Below are 18,286 nucleotides of genomic sequence, written 5' to 3'. Positions count from 1 at the left end.
ATGGGGTTGTGTCATGCAGGGATGATATTTGCCTTGACACGCTTTTAGACTGGGCCATAGTATAGGCTCCTTATTATTACTTCAGCCCAAAAAGGAGACGGAATGCTTCAAGATAAAAAAATTGGCTTCATTGGAAGCGGAAACATGGGGGAGGCTCTGGTCAGCGGGCTTGTGATGTCTAAGGCAGCCAAACCCGAAAATATCATCTGCTCGGATATTTTTCCCGAGACACTCAACGCAATTCATGAAAAATACGGGGTGTTAACCACATCCGACAATATTGAAGTCTGTGAAAAATCAGAAATCATTATCTATGCCACCAAACCCCAGATTCTGGGTTCCGTGCTCAAGGAGACGGCGCCGGCCCTGGACAAATCCAAGCTTGTGATCTCCATTGCTGCAGGTGTGCCTTTGGCCGCCATTGCCGCAGGTCTTAAAAAGGAGCTGCGTCTGATCAGGGCCATGCCCAATATCTGCGCATTTGTCAAAGAGAGCGCCACAGCGGTATGTTCGGGGCAGTTTGTCCAGGACGGTGATGTGGAACTTGCCCGGGCGGTTTTTGATTCCGTGGGGAAAACCGTATTTATCCAGGAAAACGTACTCATGGATGCGTTCACCGGATTAAGCGGATCAGGCCCGGCCTATATTTTCACCATTGTGGATGCCATGGCTGATGCCGGAGTCAAAATGGGGTTGTCCAGGAAAGATTCCTTGTTTTTATCCTCCCAGACCGTGTTGGGTGCGGCACGCATGCTTCTTGAAAGCCGGGAACACCCGGGGCAGCTCAAAGACAGGGTGGCCTCTCCAGGGGGCACGGCCATTGCCGGCATCCACACCCTTGAACAGGGCGGCCTTCGTACTACCCTCATCAATGCCGTTGAATCCGCTACGAACCGGTCCAAGGAACTGGGTGACATGATGGTGAATGATTTTATTAAGAACGCGGAAGATTAATATAAAAAAGAACCGGAAGATGCTCAGGACAGCCCATCTTCCGGTTTTGAAAAAAGGAACTTAACGCAGGTGGTTATAAGTCGATGGCGGATTATGCATCAAGTTCCTTTCTAAGCCAATCTTTGACTTTTCCTTCCACGGCATAAACGCCTTTATATTTGCCGATGCCCTGCATGAATTCCGAAACAACATCTTCGGGTAGATCAAAATTGCCAACTTCTTCGGAATCAAACCCCTTTCTTCTGACAAGGGTCAGGATGGGGGTTTTCTTCCAGGTATTGATAACAAAATAAACGGTTTCATTGTTATTGTCCCTGGAATTGTAGTAGCTCTGGGAACGTAACGGCCCCCATTCAAGATGCAGGGCAATGGCTTCTTCAGGGGTCATCTCCCAATCCACGGAGTTAATCAGGTTATAGTCTTTTTTTATGTCTTTGAGTCTCATAGAAGCCTCCTGTTTTTGCGGTTATTCTTCAACTCTGAAAAGTATATAAGCAAATCCTGTGCCAGGTTGTGAATAATTAAAGTTTTTTATATGATAACAGGCGTTTGTAATTAAATCGAATTGCGTAAATTAAATGATTAATTTATAATGAGACAAAAATCGAGACAGTATAATAGAGACATATATGTCTCTATTATACTGTCTAACGATCTGAAGAAAATCAAAAATGTTTTAATAATGCGGTCCTAAATCAAAAACGTCCTGCCGGTTTTACCCTGACAGGACGTCTGTTTTTTTTTAATCACCTTATCCGGCAGCGTTTTGCCGAATATCGCCGGACCGTATTTTTAGCCCAGGCACTTAAAACTTTTCGGACTGGCTCCGCAGATTGGGCAGCGCCAGTCTTCGGGCAGCTCTTCAAATTTTGTGCCTTTTTTAATTTTCCCTTTGCGATCACCCCTGTCGGGATCATAAATGAATCCGCAATTGGTAACCTGACATTGGTACATATCCTTGGGATCTGACATAATTTCTCCTTATATTTTCTATATGTTTGTTGTTCAAATTTTCATCTGCCCTAAACTAAAACATAATTTTTGTTTCCAGGCAGACATTCTTCCAACGAATTTGAGAATATATTAGCAATCAATGTGCCACTTTTAAATCAAATATATGGGACCCCGGTATTTTGATTCAAAATTGTGATGTCGCTATTGCTTTTTCATGAGCGCCGTACCTGCCAACCTGGCCTGCTGCTGCAGCATGACATCGGCCAGCACGAGGGCAGCCATGCTTTCCACAATGGGTACCGCCCTGGATACCACACAGGGATCATGCCGGCCCTCGGCCGCAAGTGTGGCCTGCCTGCCTTGAAAATCCACGGTTTCCTGGGCAAGTCCGATGGTGGCCGGGGGTTTAAACGCCACCCGGAACATAATGGGTTCCCCGTTGGAGATCCCGCCTTGGATGCCGCCGCTGAAATTGGTTGTTGTGCCAAGTCGGCCGTCTTTTTTAACAAAGGGGTCATTGTGCTCAGAACCGCGCATCTGCGCCCCGGCAAACCCTGATCCGATTTCAAACCCCTTGGTGGCCGGAATGGAAAGCATGGCATGAGCCAAAAGTGCCTCAAGTTTATCAAATATCGGTTCGCCAAGGCCCGCCGGCACATTGGTGCAGATACATGATACCACACCGCCAATGGAGTCTTTGTCTTCTTTGGCCTGCAAAACAACCGCCTCCATGGCCTTTGCCGAATCTGCATCCGGGCAGCGGATCATGCTGGCATCCACCATGGCCCGGGTAAGATTTAAGCCATCGGTTTCCGGTGCTTTGATTTGCCCCACCTGGCTGACCCAGGCTACAATATCAATACCCAGTGCGGTGTTAAGCATCTTTTCGGCAATGGCCCCGGCACAGACCCGGCCAATGGTCTCCCGGGCAGAAGAACGGCCGCCGCCGGATGAGGCCCGGATGCCATATTTTGACTGATAGGTGAAATCCGCATGGGAGGGCCGTGGGATATCTGCCATGGATTTATAATCCCCTGGGCGATGGTCCTTATTGGGCACAAACAGGCTGATGGGTGTGCCAAGGGTCAGACCAAGTTCCGTGCCGGACTGGATGGTCACCTGGTCCGATTCCTGCCTGTCTGTTGACAAGGTGCTTTGACCCGGACGCCTGCGGTCGAGTTGGTACTGAATATCGGGTTCCGTCAAATACATGCCGGGCAGGCACCCGTCCACAACGACCCCGACTCCGGGGCAATGGGATTCACCAAAGGTTGAAACACGAAACAATTTTCCAAATGAACTTGACATGAATTTTTCCTTATATGGTCGTTTTAATTTGGTTAATTTTAATAAATCATAGTACTGCAAGTTTCACACAAAATGCATTGAAAAGCCATGAAAAGCACTGGTTATCATTATATTAATGAACCTGACTATATGAATCAATATACTTTTTCACTGTCCTTCGGTCCAGCCCGGCAATGCGGGAAACAGCTTCATAGGTGCCGTGTTTTTCATATAAGCGGGTGCAATAATGGGCAAGCAGGTCCTGGGCACTGATACGGCCGTCTTGAATTTGCCGGGTTAAAGCATCGGTTTCGGACGCTGGTGTCGGCGTCTCATTTATTTCATATGCGTTGCGCAGCACCACACGCCTGACACATTGTTCCAGTTCCCGCACATTGCCCGGCCATGGATATGAAAGGGTCAGGCTGGATTCGATATATCCAAGTACACGGGAGACAATTTCCGAAGAAGGTTGTCCCACAATACGGGTCACCGTGTGTGCCAGAAGATCCGAAAGCTCTTCAGGATCCTGGGCAATCCTTTTGTGCAGGGGCGGCACCGTGATGATATCGGAACACAGGCGATAGTAAAAATCATCCCTGAATATCTTCTTTTCCCGGATTTCCCGGATGCTTCGGTTTGTGGCGGCAATGATCCTGCCGTTAAATCTATGTTTTTCATCGCTCCCCACGGGTGAATAGACTCGCTCCTGAAGCACATTGAGCAGTTTTATTTGAACATGGGTGGACAACTCGCCGATTTCATCCAGTAGAATAGATCCATTAGGGCTGCAACGGCTAAATACCCCTTTATGGTCCTTGACAGCCCCTGTAAAAGCGCCGCGCACATGGCCGAACAACTCGGATTCAATGATGGTTTCAGGAAACTGGCTGATATTGAGCGTGGTAAAGGTATTCACAAAATTATGGGTGAACTTGTTTTCCTTTTCATCAAAGGGGATATAGCCTGAGCGCCCCATGGCCAAAGCCGCGGTTCCCTTGCCCGTGCCGGTTTCACCGAACAACATGGTGGAGAAATTTTCCATACGGTTCCATAAATACTGGTCATACATAAGGATGTCATGGGTGAACACGTTCTGCCACAGATCCCGCCGCAGTTGCTGCATGCACCGACTGCGCCCTACCAGGTGCCGGAAAATAAAATAATATGCTCGACGAAACTGATACGCCAGGGCAATGAAGCGCCGGCTCTCCTCAATACCGAATCCCCAGCCGCGCAAAAGGGCCAGGGCCTCCGGCGCAAACTGCGCTTCCAGGGACTCTTCGGCATTATCAAGCTGGCGAGTGATCAGGCTGTCGATCTGTTTTCTGAACAGGTGGAAAAAGTGAAACAGCAATACAGACCGTAAAAAATACTGATTCTCTCCCGTAAAATGACTAAGATTGATTCTGCCGCGCTTTTGTATTTGCGCCAGGCGATGCCCCACGGCCTGACACGCCTTAAGCACCCTGATTTCTTTGGGGCTATCCGGTGAAACACCTGCAATTTCAGCTTCCCGTAGAACACGATCTCTGCCGAAGGGGTTGGCAGCTCCGGCGTTGTGAACGCATTTAAAAAAATCCAGTTCTTCGGGTAGAAACTCGGTTACTTCTTTCATATTTTGATCCGACGATTAAGTTGTTGTCCATTTATTGTATGGCATGGATACATTTTTTGCACAATGGTTTATAACTCAAATTTTGTTTTTAAATAAATAAAATTTATTTTTCTTATTTATTCAGTATGTTGTCATACTTATGTAGATGCGTGGCACGATCTTTGTTTGCAATTGCCGGAGTGAACTGAAAAATAACAAGGAGAAGCCCTGTGCTTAATAGAATACTGACCACCCGCCTGCCTTTGCTGGCATATCATCCCCCAAAAACATATGATCTTGATTTTTTTAAAACCATCTGGTTGGCTGGTGCCATGCCTGTTCTGGACACGGAATTTATAAGCACATCAGAACTTTCCGACCTGCTCCGGCAGCTTAAAAATCAAAATTTGCGCCACGGTATCCGTATTTATGCGGAGGATGAAGAGATATGGGACTATTTTGAACAGCATACGGCAGATCTGCCCGAATGTGTTATTGTTGCCTATCGTAACCCGGACTCACTCATCAAACGCCAAGCGGTAAATGCTGAGATTCTGATGATGGAAATTTATGACCCTGGGCTTGAAATCATTCTAAAAGAGATCAATCCCCATGGGATCATTTTAAAAGGCAGGGAAGCCGGCGGCAGAGCATCTTCCACATCAAGCTTTATGTTAAGTCAGTATTATGCACGAAAAAGTGACCTGCCATATTTTGTCCACGGTGGCGTGGGGTTTCATACGGCACCGGGATTTTTTGTCGCCGGAGCCGCCGGCCTGGTTCTGGATGCCCAGCTCTATTTAGCTGAAGATTCACCTGTTTCCGGGACGTTTAAAGATGCCCTTGGAAAAATGGAAGAGACTGACACTGTCATTCTAGACGGCGGCGTCAACACACAGCACCGGGTGTTTGCCAAACCCGGGACAAAGATCGTCCAGGATCTGATCAAAAAAATCAGTATTAAAAAAGCAGATGGAGAGAACCTGGATTTTATTAAAATTGAAATTGAACAAAATATGGCATGCCTGGGCCAGGATAATGACGCTCCCATGCAGTCCCTGTTCTATCTTGGGCAGGACGCAGTCTTTGCCAAACACTTTGCAAAGCGCGGCAGCGGTCTGACACAAATGATTCAGGCCCTGTTCACTTCTGTGGGAGATGCCCTGAACGCTGTGGAGCAATTTGATCCCTTAAAAGAACACACTTCCCTGGCAAAGGAGCACGGCACCCGTTTTCCCATCACCCAGGGTCCCATGGCCAACATCTCCGACAACAAAGAATTTGCCAAGGCGGTCTATGACAACGGCGGTCTGCCTTTCTTTGCGTTAGGCAGTCTTCCCGTGGAGATTGCAGCCGGAATCCTGCCGGAAAAATCAGATGACCTGCCCGCATTTGGTGCCGGCATGATCGGCATCAAAGCCTTTAACCCCACCCTGGATCATCACCTGGACCTGATCAAAACCAAAAAAACCCCCTTTGCACTTTTTGCCGGTGGCATTCCGTCCCAGATCAATGAATTGGAAGCCTGCGGCACCCGGGCCTATCTTCACACCCCCATGCCCGGCGTCCTGAAAAACGCATTTGAAAAAGGAACACGGCGTTTTATCCTGGAAGGCAATGAAGCCGGCGGTCATATCGGCAGCCTGTCCAGTATGGTGCTGTGGGAACTGAGCATAGAAACCCTGCTGGATCTGCCTTCGGATCAACGGTCTGATGTGAACGTCCTGTTTGCCGGGGGCATTATCAGTGCTGCCGGGTCCCATTTCATATCCGCCATGACAGCGCTTCTGGCAAAGGAAGGGCTAAACATCGGCATTCAACTGGGCACCGCCTACCTGTTCACAAAGGAAATTGTTGAATCAGGCGCCTTAACGCCCGTTTACCAGCAGGTGGTCCAGGAACACACCCGCACCACCATCATCGGTTCCACTGTGGGGCTTAACTGCCGCACCGCCAACACGACCTTTGCCGGTCAGATCATGAGAAACGAGCATTGCCGTCTGGCAGATGGGGCCATGAATTTGGGCGCACGCAAAAGCGCCTTTGAAAAGGATAATTTAGGTTCACTTCTCATCAGCGCCAAAGGCAAAACCCCTGACTTCAGTCATGAAAACGACGGCCAATGGATTTTGTACACCGATGAAGAACAGCGGGAAAACGGAAATTTCATGACCGGTGAAGGTCTTCTTTTCTTGGAAAACCAGACCACCATCGCCCAAATCCATGAGGAATTGTTCCTGCAGAAGGATTCGATGATTGACCGGCTTAATGGGCTTGAAGTCCTGACATCTGCCGACGGTCAGATCAATGATGACATTGCCGTGGTGGGCATGGGCTGTGTGTTTCCTGACGCCCATGACACAGACACCTTCTGGCAGAATATTATTAATAAAAAATACAGTATTGGTAAGGTACCTGATAGCCGCTGGGAAAAATCCCTTTACTATGATCCCGATCCAAAGGCCGAGGATAAGTCCTATACACAGATCGCAGGTTTAGTAAATGATTTCCAATTTGACAATGAACGGTTCGGGTATTCATCGGCCAAGGCATCCAAGTTGTCCCGCAGCCAGCAAATGCTGCTGCATGCCGCTTACCAGGCAGTAGAAAACGCAAATCTTTTAACCGATGATAACCGAATTGTACCAAAAGTACAGAATCGCGCGGGGGTTATTGTGGCCACCTGCCTTGGCAATGAAATGGCATCGGATCTGCATTTTAAATACTTTTTCCCCGAAGTTAAACATTACCTGCGCAATACACCTGAATTCAATGCACTGTCCGAAACGGAACAAAATAAAATCATTGACGAGTTGCGCATCAAAATGTCCCAGGGCTCGCTTTATGAACCTGTTCACGGTGTCACGTTGAACATGGAAGCGGCTCGCCTTGCACATCATTTGGGCATTTTCGGCACCAATTACGTGGTGGATGCCGCGTGTGCAACAGCCCTGTCCGCCATTGAGTGCGGGATTCATGAGCTTTTAAGCGGCACCCATGACATGGTGATTGCAGGTGGTGTCAACACCAATCTGACACCGGAATCATTTGTGGGATTTTGCAAAATGGGTACCCTGTCCGCCAACGGGTCGTTTCCCTTTGATGAACGGGCTGACGGGTTTATCCTGGGCGAAGGGGCCGGTGTCCTGATCCTGAAACGTCTCAAAGACGCCATCCGGGAAAAAGACACCATCCTTGGTGTAATCAAGGGTATTGCCTCCTCTTCTGATGGAAAGGGCAAGGGCATTGCAGCCCCGGATAAAGAGGGGCAGAAATTAGCATTTCAGCGCTGTCATGAAAAGATAAAGTCAGAATTCTCCCCCGGGATGGTGCAGTTTATCGAAGCCCACGGAACCGGCACAAAAGTGGGGGATGCCGTGGAAATGGATACCCTGCGTCAGGTGTATGATTCAGGCGCATCCATTGGCGTATCAACCATTAAATCTCAGATTGGTCATTTACTTGGGGCTGCCGGCATGGCCGGCATGATAAAAACATTGCTGGCCCTAAACCATCAGATTCTGCCCCCCAACGGTACATTTGAAAAAATATCTCCGAAAATCGACATGACGGACTCATCCCTGTTTGTCCTGGGAGATCCTAAACCCTGGGATGCGCCGGCCAATGGTCCGCGCATGGCAGCGGTGAGCGCTTATGGGTTCGGGGGCATTAACTACCATGCCGTGGTTAGCGAGTTCAACAAAACCGATACAACGCTTTCCCGCAGGATCTTTACAGATCTTGACCATGATCCCAATGACGACAGGATCGTGTTTTCCGGTATGGGGGTTGTCCTGCCAAAGGCCAAAAATAAAGACGCGTTCTGGGATGCCATGGTTTCAGGGAAAAAGGCTTACCAGCCTATGCCCACCGAGCGCCTGGCCAATGCGTGCTATGCCGAAGAGGACGAAAATTCGGGCTTTCGCCTGCCTATGATGAAAAACGGTATTGTTGACGATTTCATGCTGGACCCCAAAACCTTTAAGATTCCGCCTTCCGCCATGAAATACATGGACCGGGCCCAGTTGTTCGGTCTGGATGCGGCAGGCCAGGCCCTTGAACAAGCTGGTCTTCAGGATAAACTGACTACAGGCAATAAAATCGGCGTTATTTTGGGCACAATTTCCGGAACCCGGAATGTTGAATCCGTTATTCGCATCCGGATGCCGTTGCTCCAGCGCATGATCCGGTCTATTTCGGAGGTGGATGAAAATACCCTTTCAGCCATTGCAGACCACGTTAGCGATCTTTTAGGCAAAAAGTATCCTGCCATGAACGGGGACAGCATCCCCGGGATGCTGTCAAACATTGTGTCTGCCCGCATATCCAAACATTATAATATCCAGGGCACCAACTTTGTGGTGGATGCCTCATGTGCTTCGGCCACCATGGCCTTGGATCTGGCGGTTAAAAATCTGCGTGCAGGCAATCTGGATGCCGTACTCACCGGCGGTGTGGATACTAACCTGTATCCGGGGGTGCTGCTGGCATTTAAACGCCTAGGCATTCTGGCGGAAACCGAACCCAGCCTGTTTGACAATAACGCCAATGGATATGTCATGGGCGAGGGTGCGGCCTGTCTGGTCGTAACCACCTATAAATATGCAAAGCAGAACGACATGCCTATTATAGGTGAACTAAAATGCCTGAACATGGCGGCAAGTGCGCCTGAGCATTTACTGTCCCCGTCTGAAAACAAATATGAAAAGGTGCTCTCAAATGATTCCGGGGCATTTAAAACCCGGAAACCCCATCTGGCATATCTGGATGTATTTGGTGTGTCCAATCCGTTCCTGGATCTGGTTGAAAAACAGGCCATTGAAAAAAGCCTGAACCATCCCGTGGCATACGGTAATATCAAAACCGAGTTCGGGTATTTTAAAGCAGCCAATCCTGCCGTGGTCATGACAAGGCTTTTAATGATGTCGGATAAAGGGGTGCTGCTGCCCACCCACGGATACAGACCCAACTCCACCCTCATAAAAGAGGATAGTTGGCTGCATCCGGTCAAAGAGATCACACCGCTTGCCGATGGTGCGCTTTTAGGTGCTGATGTCAACGGTATCGGCGGCAACCACGCCCATGTGATCATTGGCAGGTTGCCCCGGTTCCTGCGTTCCCAAGAGGCGTCCGCTTTTGCGGCACAGCCGGCTGTCACTCCCGGGGTCTGGCCGGACAAAGTCCGGATCGCTGCCGTCACGGCCCTGCTTTCGGGCCAGGGTGCCCAGTCTGCAGGCATGCTGAACGCCCTTTATCAGGCTGAGCCTGAAATTAAAGACCTGATGGATCAGGGGGATGCCATTTTCCGGGAACGCCGGGGCGCATCTTTGCTGGATATCATGAATGCCGGCGGTTCCCCGTTGAACCAGACGGAAAATACCCAGCCCGCTATTTTCCTGTCCACGGCGGCCATCTATCATGCATTGCAGCTTAAAGGCTTTGAGCCTGATTTTTATATCGGACACAGTGTCGGAGAATATTCCGCCCTTTACTGCGCAGGTTTGGTTGATTTCAGTACGGCCATGAACCTTGTGATTTCCAGGTCCGATTTTATGGCCCGGGCAGCTAGTGAAAACCCCGGCGGGATCATGGTGGTTTTTGACGGGGAAAAAGAGGCACAGGATATGATTGAAAAGTCCGGTGTCGAAAATGTCTGGCTGGTTAACAAAAACAGCGAAAAACAGACCGCCATTGCCGGCACAACACAGGGTATAGACCTTTTTTGCGACTATCTTAAGGGCGAAGATATTTTTCATAAAAAACTGGCCCTGTCCGCACCCTTCCACACCCCGTTGCTGGAACCTGCAGCCGACAATATGGCCAGGACCCTTGAGTCCGTGCAGTTCAATATTAAAAATGCCCATAAAATCATCTCTAATTTGACTGCCAAACCCTATCCGGCTGATGAACAGATGATCCGGACCCATCTGGCACGCCAGATCGTCTCCCCGGTAGAATTTGTTGAATCCGTAAAAGGCGTTCATGCCCAAGGCTGCAAACGGTTTATTGAAATCGGCCCGGGCAGACTGTTGTGTAACCTGTTGAAAAACATCTCCATTGAAAATCCGGAATCCATGCCCACCGCAGATGCCAAAAAAGGTGAGCTTGAAAGTTTCAACCAGGCCGCAGAGCGGTTTATCACACCCAAGGCAGAGGACATTGCCCCGGCAAATGAATCCGTCCCCCTTGAATTGATGAACTTTGAGCCTAAAGACCTAAATAATAAATCTTTTAAAGATGAAGGTCTGAAAAAATCAGACGATCTAAAAGAAATGATGAACAAAGACATATCGTTTAACACCTTTATAGAACAGAATAAAACGCGGGTCCAGGAAGCACTTCAGCGCGAATATCAGGCGTTTCAGCAGAAAAATGCCCTGGCGGCCGTTGAAAATTTAGGCCTGTATACCGGTTCTGTCTGTGTTGCCGGTGTTGCTGTGGGCCTTCCGGGCAAAGGAAACCAGGTATTCAATGAAAAAAACTTTGACCGTATTCTGGCCGGGAATAATTTCATTGAACCCCTGACCCAGGAAGAGAAAGACAAAATCGTGGACATGAACATTACCCGGGTATACAAGCAACCCAACGGAAATGCCAGGTTTATGGATATTGTGCGCACCCAGGATGTGATCCAACTGGCCGGAAAACTCGGGTATTTTGATCTGTCTGCAGAATACGGCATCAGCCGCAAGTTTGACCTCGTGGATGAACTGGCCATGGCAGCAGGGATTGAAGCCTTGAAAGACGCCCATATACCCTTGGTCCAAGGGTATAAAAAAACCTCTACCGGCAGTCGCATCCCGGACGCACTTGTCTTGCCCGAAGAGATGCAGGAGACAACCGGCGTTATCATGACCGGTATTTTCCCAGGTTTTGAAACCCTGCTGCATCATCTCAATGCGTATTATTACAACAAGTTTTACGTTAAACCCTATGATGAGCTGGAAAACATCTACTATCATCTGATGGAGAATCTCGCAGACAGGGATATGAAGGATGTGATTACGGACTGGTTTTTCAGGATTCGTGAGCGGCGCAAAGTATACGGCCAGTATAAATTTGAACGTAATATCCTTTTTGACATCGTGTCTCTGGGCGGCGCACATTTTGCCCAGCTTATCCGCGCTAAGGGACCCAATATTCATCTAAGCGGGGCGTGTGCATCCACCACCCAGGCCATTGGCGTGGCACAGGACTGGATTCGAAACGACCGGTGTGAAAGGGTGATTGTCATCGGTGGGGAAGCGGCCACAAGTGATGCCCAAATGCCGTGGGTGGGGTCCGGATTTCTGGCCATGGGCGCTGCCACCAGCAAGGAAGTGGTTTCCGACGCAGCCAAACCCTTTGATGAGGACCGAAACGGCACAATTTTAGGATCCGGTGCGGTGGGGATCGTTGTGGAACGCGAAGATACCCTGAAACACAGGGGGTTGAACGGCCAGGCCCGGATTTTAGGTTCCCATATTGGAAACAGTGCATTTCATCCTTCCCGCATTGATGTGGGTCACCTTGCCGGTGAACTTAATAAATTCGTGGGCCGGGTGGAAAGACAAAACGCCATATCCCGCACGGATATGGCCAAGCAACTGGTATTCATGTCCCATGAGACCTTTACACCGGCCCGGGGCGGCAGTGCCTCGGCTGAAGTTCAGGCGTTGAAAGGCGCGTTCCCCAACGATTACAAGCACATCGCAATCACCAACACCAAGGGATATACGGGCCATACCCTGGGCGCAGGCATTGAAGATGCCATACTGGTCAAAGGTCTGCAGAAAAAGACGTTTCCGCCTGTGGCCAACCTGGATAATGTTCCCGCCGAATTTTCAGATTTGAATTTTACGCAATCAGGGCATGGCGATTATCGTTTTGGGCTGCATTTCAGCGCTGGTTTCGGATCTCATTTTGCCTTTTTAATGATGGACCGGGTCCAGGAAGTCGACGTGGAGAACAACCCGGCCTACCATGAGTGGCTGGTCCGGATTACCGGCAGCGCTAAGCCCATGCTGGGCATTATAAATAAAACCCTGTGCGTTCTTCCCAAGGAGAGGCAACCGGACTTAATGGCCCAGGAGAATATCAAGGGAAAAGGCAGTGATGCCGCCGGACACAAGGTTCCTGACAGCCGGACATCAAAGGCACACGAGGAACCCAAACAGCCGGTATCTGCAGGGGCTCAACAGTCCGGAAAAGCTGCGAGCAATGCAGCGGCCACAGATGTTTTAAGCCAAATCACCGACCTGATCGCAAATCAGACCGGCTATACCCATGACATGCTGGAACCGGATTTGGATCTGGAAGCGGATTTGGGCATTGACACGGTCAAGCAGGTGGAGACCTTCGGCAAGATCACCAAGTCTTTCGGGCTGCCCGTACCCGAGGATATCAGCCTAGCGGAACTGAATACCATACGGAAAATTGCCGAGTATATCGGCAGCCGTATTCAGACGGCGGACAGCCCGGCAGCGCCTGCCGCCGGTGCAGCTGCCCATACGCCGGATTCAAGTTCCGGCAGCGGCCCGGACATCACGGCGGAGATCACAACTTTGATTGCCGAGCAGACTGGTTACACCATTGATATGCTGGAACCGGATCTGGATCTGGAAGCGGATTTAGGCATTGACACGGTTAAGCAGGTGGAGACCTTTGGTAAGATCACCAAGTCCTTTGGTCTGCCCGTACCCGAGGATATCAGCCTTTCGGAACTGAACACGATACAAAGAATTGCCGAGTATATCGGCAGCCGCATTCAAACGGAAGGCATTTCGAAACAGACAGAATCGGGCACCGTTGCCCAGACACCGGTTTCAGGTGCTGACAGCGGTCCGGCCGTCATGGATGACATCACGGCCTTGATCGCCGAGCAGACCGGTTACACCATTGATATGCTGGAACCGGATCTGGATCTGGAAGCGGATTTGGGCATTGACACGGTCAAGCAGGTGGAGACTTTCGGTAAGATCACCAAGTCCTTTGGCCTGAGCGTACCCGAGGATATCAGCCTTTCGGAACTGAATACCATACGAAGAATTGCCGAGTATATCGGCAGCCGCATTCAAACGGCGGACACCCCGGAGCAGCCCGAATCCGGCACCGTAACCCAGGCACCGGCTTCAGGAGCTAAAAGCGGTCCGGACATCACGGGAGACATCACGGCCATGATCGCCGAGCAGACCGGTTACACCATTGATATGCTGGAACCGGACCTGGATCTGGAGGCGGATTTGGGCATTGACACGGTCAAACAGGTGGAGACCTTCGGCAAGATCACCAAAGAATACGGTCTGTCCGTTCCCGAAGATATCAATCTGTCTGAATTGAATACCATCAGTAAAATCAGTGAATATATCCAGGGTGAACTCGCCGGGGAGGGCAACAACAATGCCGATACCCCGCAGGCACCGGCAGCTCCCAGTGCCCAAGCAGCTGAAACTGAGCTCTCCGGGCAGTCAAGCCAGACCCAAGAAGCCTCGGAGAATGCTGGAATTCAACGTTATACCTTTGGATTGCGGAAACTGCCCAACTCTGCACCAGACAACCGTAGTTTTGAAGGTCAAACCTATTTGATCACCATGGACAACCAGGGATTTGGCCGGGCTGTGGCGGATTTGATCAAAGACAACAAAGGGCAGGTCATCTGTGTGGGTAACAGTGAACAGGATGATTACATTGTTGATTTAAACACCGTTGAAGGTGCCGAAGACGTTATCTCCCGGATCAAGTCAGACCATGAGGCCCTTTCAGGGATCTTTTTCCTTCATTCCCTGGATTTTGCCATGGATTCAGGTGAAAACCTGGCGGCAGAGAGCGCATCAGTTAAATTTTTATTCCTGTTGTGCAAAGCATTCGGCAGCCGCCTGGATGAATCCCGCGGCCGCCTGGCAGCCCTATCGGTTCAGTCTGCCCTGGCTCGTTTCAAGGAACCGGCACCGGATCATATTTTTCCTGTGTTCAGCGGTATTTCAGGTTTGCTGAAAACCGTAGCCAAAGAGTACCCGCAAACAGGGGTAAAACTTGTGGAGTTCATGGATAAAAATGAGCTTGCGGATATGAATAAAGCAGCCGCCATGTTTATGGCCGAAGTGTTCAGCGCCAGCACCCGCCTGGAGGTGGGCATTGAAAAGGGTGTAAGATTCGGCATCCGGGCAAAGACCGGAAGTCCCGAGGAATCCCAGCCCCAAGGGCCGGAGACATCCGTTATCAAAGATACCGATACCTTGCTGGTTACAGGGGGCGCTGCGGGCATCACCTATGAACTGCTCAAGGCGGTTATTCGTCCGGATATGAACCTGGTTATTTTAGGACGCAGCCGGGTGGAAGATGAATTGGAAATTTCTGTGACCGATGCCATGGATGACACACAAATCATGGCCGCACTTAAGTCCATACATCCGAAAGCTAAACCCGTGGAACTGAAAAATAAAACGGCCGGACTGCGACGGATTCTTACGGCCCGGGAAAATTTGGCCCAATTGCGCGCCGGAGTAAAAACAGTGGATTACCATGCCGTGGATGTCACAGACCCCGACGCCGTTCTTAAAGCGGTTAACCAATACGATCGTATTGACGGGGTGATTCATGCCGCTGGTGTGGACCGAAGCATTATGATTGAAAAAAAATCCATGGATGATTTCAATCTTGTTTTTGACACCAAAGTCAAGGGAATGGCCAATGTACTGGCCGCCATTGAAAACAAAAGCTGCCGGTATCTCATCGGGTTTTCATCCATCACGGCCAGATTCGGCAATGAGGCCCAGTCAGACTACACTGCCGGAAACGACATGATGGCAGCCATGATACAGGCCAGCGCCCTGAAAACACCGGAACAGACTTACAAGATTTTTGAGTGGACTGCCTGGGCCGAGATCGGTATGGCTGCCCAGGGCACTATTGAAGCCGTGCTAAAGGAAAAAGGCATTGCCTTTCTTCCGGTGGCCCAAGGGGTTCGTTTTTTCCAGGAAGAGCTGCTCAATCCGGTCAGCAATGAAATTTTGATTGGTGCGCCTCCTGAAAACAATCCAGCCGCATTTGACCCGGACGGCTTGCTTGCCATAGGTCCCTTCCTGGATACCGTGGAAAAGGATGCCGGCCGGGACAGTCTGAAATTCAAACGCCTTTTGGAAGCGGACAGGGATCTTTTCCTTTTCGACCATGCCAGAAAAGGTGTGCCTTTATTTTTAGGGGCAACCGGTCTGGAAACCATGGCTGAAGCGGCTCTGGAATATGACGGTGCCCAAGGGCGTGTCCTCGAAGTCAGTGATTTCAAAATCCCCTATGGCATCAAATTGTTAAAAAATCGTCCGAAAAACATTGAGGTCTATGCTGAAAAAACGCCGGACGGCTTAATAAATACTGAGATCCACTCTGTTTTTACCCCCCCGGGAGGCAAAGCCTCTGTCCAGGACACCCTGCATTACCAAGGTAAATTTAAAATCGGGACGGATTTACCTGCCCTGGGTGAGATATCCATCCCGGCGTTGTCTGAATTTAAGGTCGATGCCGAATGGCAAAAACAGATCTACCACCCTGACCGCCTGTTCATGGACGGGCTGTTTCGCTCCGTGGATCAGTTGGCCGCCCTGGACCAGGATAGCCTGGTCACCGTGGTTCAATGGCGGCCCGGTCGCGAATTTTTTAAGGGTCGGACCTATCCTGAATTTGCCACCCCTGTGGTGATCATGGATGCCATGTTCCAAACCGGCGGCATACTGGAATTTTTCACCAGTGCCGACGTGGTGCTGCCTTATACCATCCGCAAGGCATCATTTGCAGGGACGGTTCTGCCGAATACGCCCTATTTCTGCGTGACCCGGCGTATGGCCCAGGGCAGTGACACCAAAACCTATCATATGCAGTTGGCAGAACCTTCGGGTCGTGTGATCATTGATATCCAGGATTTTCAAATGGTCCGGGTGGATCGCTTAACCGAAGAGGAACGTCCGGATATGTCCATAATCAAGCAGGCAGGAAAAAGCCTTATGGCCGGATAGATGCGACGCATGACTCTGCTGTTCCGGGAACAAGGCATCCAGTTTTGCCTTGTTCACATCCCGGAAATGCTCAAGACGTTATTACCCCAAATCGTCGGGCCTGGTTACCAAACCAAGCCCGGCTGCCAATTCCGTCCGGATCAATTTGCACAACCAGTACTTTCCCCGGCGGAACTGAACAGGTTAAATCAATTGTTTGCCCTGAAAAAGCAGGTGGAACGTCTGGCCGGTCGATGGGCGGTAAAAAACCTTGTCATGCAGGCGACAGGCCTGTCCCCGGATGCAATTGAGATACATAATGACGCATTCGGGGCACCAGGCCTGGCGCCATCCTTTAATTACGCCATATCCATTACACATTCAGGGGATTACGCCTTGGCCGCTCTGTGCGGAAAAGCCAATGCCCTGGGTGTCGATATGGAGGCCATATGCCCTGTGGATATCCCGGCACTTTTACACGCCGGCTTTTCAAATAAAGAGCAACGCGCCTACGCCGAGGCAGATCTTGAAACCATCCTGAAAATTTGGACCATCAAAGAAGCCTTGCTCAAATACCGGCGTACCGGTTTAAGAACTTCTGCAAAAAAAATTGAATGGTTGGATAAAACGCTGTATGAAAATCATAACCCTATTGATGGCGTTCTCGTAAAATCATACCAGCGGGAGAACATTATTTTTTCGGTGGTTTTTCCACTTCTAAAGACGACCGGTATGGGATAACTCTTCCAGTCTCTCCTGATCTGGAATCAAAATTTTTTTTCCTTTCGCCTTGATAAATCCGGCCTGGCCCATCTTTTTTAACACACGGGAAATGGTTTCAGGGGTTGTGCCGATGAGGCTTGCCAGTTGAACCTTGGAAACAGGCAACGACACGCTGGCTGACGGCAGGCGTGCTTTTTGCGATTTTTTTTGCAATGGCACCATTTGTGAATGCCCCGCCCCTTCCTGGGCCAGGGTCAGAATATAAGCGGCCAGCCTGGCAGGCACTTCCTTCAGACTTAAATTTTCAATCTGAACCGTAAATTCCCTTAAGCGCCTGGACAGATCTGCGAGCATATTCATAGCAAGGGCGGGGGACTTTCCAATTTGCTGGACAAACGCCTGCCGGGGTAAAAAAAGAATGGTTGAAAGTTCCAGGGCCATGGCAGAGGCCGGAAAGCTTTTTCCCTGGAACACAGGAACTTCACCGAATGTATGGCCGGGTCCGTATATATGCAGGATCTGCTCCTTTCCCTCAAAAGACATTTTAAATACTTTGATTTTGCCTGCTGCCACAATATAAAATCCTTCGGCCCTGTCACCTTCCTGAAATATGATTTCGCCTTTGTTGACGGTTAATTCATTGGACAACGCGGCAAGGGTTTCACTTTGGTCTTCCGTCAGCCCTGAAAAAAGGGGAATGATATGCAGATATTTTTCGATTCTTTGCCTCCCGAAATATTTTTCAGCAATGGTTTGATTTGGGCATCTGGATAACAGCAAAAAATTAACGGCTTGATCCAGATCA

General features: G+C 49.9%; 8 protein-coding genes. 3 read left to right on the top strand and 5 right to left on the bottom strand.

Annotated elements, in window-relative coordinates; translation table 11 throughout:
• Positions 1 to 102 precede the first annotated feature (102 nt).
• The gene (proC, locus tag EYB58_RS01550; RefSeq protein WP_111954682.1) at positions 103 to 954 is read left to right on the top strand and encodes a pyrroline-5-carboxylate reductase; all 852 of its coding nucleotides are present in this window, start codon (positions 103 to 105) and stop codon (positions 952 to 954) included.
• A gap of 91 nt (positions 955 to 1,045) precedes the next feature.
• Here the strand turns inward: proC and EYB58_RS01545 are convergent, their stop codons facing one another.
• The 4 genes from EYB58_RS01545 to EYB58_RS01530 all read right to left on the bottom strand — a co-directional run bounded on the left by EYB58_RS01545 (position 1,046) and on the right by EYB58_RS01530 (position 4,813).
• The gene (locus EYB58_RS01545) at positions 1,046 to 1,399 is read right to left on the bottom strand and encodes a DVU0772 family protein (protein ID WP_111954680.1); all 354 of its coding nucleotides are present in this window, start codon (positions 1,397 to 1,399) and stop codon (positions 1,046 to 1,048) included.
• A 347-nt stretch (positions 1,400 to 1,746) separates the two neighbouring features.
• Positions 1,747 to 1,926: a rubredoxin gene (locus EYB58_RS01540; protein WP_111954678.1), complete on the bottom strand. Its 180-nt coding sequence runs from the start codon at positions 1,924 to 1,926 to the stop codon at positions 1,747 to 1,749.
• A 183-nt stretch (positions 1,927 to 2,109) separates the two neighbouring features.
• Positions 2,110 to 3,216, bottom strand: coding sequence for a chorismate synthase (gene aroC, locus EYB58_RS01535; RefSeq protein WP_111954676.1), 1,107 nt, complete (start codon positions 3,214 to 3,216; stop codon positions 2,110 to 2,112).
• A gap of 112 nt (positions 3,217 to 3,328) precedes the next feature.
• Complete coding sequence (locus EYB58_RS01530) at positions 3,329 to 4,813, bottom strand: sigma-54-dependent transcriptional regulator (RefSeq protein ID WP_111954674.1); 1,485 nt, start codon at positions 4,811 to 4,813, stop codon at positions 3,329 to 3,331.
• Positions 4,814 to 5,022: 209 nt separating this feature from the next.
• On the opposite strand from EYB58_RS01530, the gene EYB58_RS01525 reads away from it, so the two are divergent.
• Together EYB58_RS01525 and EYB58_RS01520 are read left to right on the top strand one after the other, a co-directional pair.
• Positions 5,023 to 16,779, top strand: a complete 11,757-nt coding sequence (locus EYB58_RS01525) for a type I polyketide synthase (RefSeq protein ID WP_111954672.1) — start codon at positions 5,023 to 5,025, stop codon at positions 16,777 to 16,779.
• On the top strand, positions 16,780 to 17,499 hold the full coding sequence (locus EYB58_RS01520) for a 4'-phosphopantetheinyl transferase family protein (protein WP_111954670.1): 720 nt from the start codon (positions 16,780 to 16,782) through the stop codon (positions 17,497 to 17,499).
• Here the strand turns inward: EYB58_RS01520 and EYB58_RS01515 are convergent.
• Positions 17,476 to 18,261 carry a Crp/Fnr family transcriptional regulator gene (locus EYB58_RS01515; RefSeq protein ID WP_341273383.1) on the bottom strand — a complete coding sequence of 262 codons (786 nt, stop codon included), beginning with the start codon at positions 18,259 to 18,261 and terminating at the stop codon, positions 17,476 to 17,478. The two genes, EYB58_RS01520 and EYB58_RS01515, sit on opposite strands and share 24 nt — an antisense overlap.
• Positions 18,262 to 18,286 lie beyond the last annotated feature (25 nt).

The organism is Desulfobacter hydrogenophilus (genome assembly GCF_004319545.1).
GTDB lineage: Bacteria > Desulfobacterota > Desulfobacteria > Desulfobacterales > Desulfobacteraceae > Desulfobacter > Desulfobacter hydrogenophilus.
This window is presented reverse-complemented; position numbering and strand designations above follow the sequence as displayed.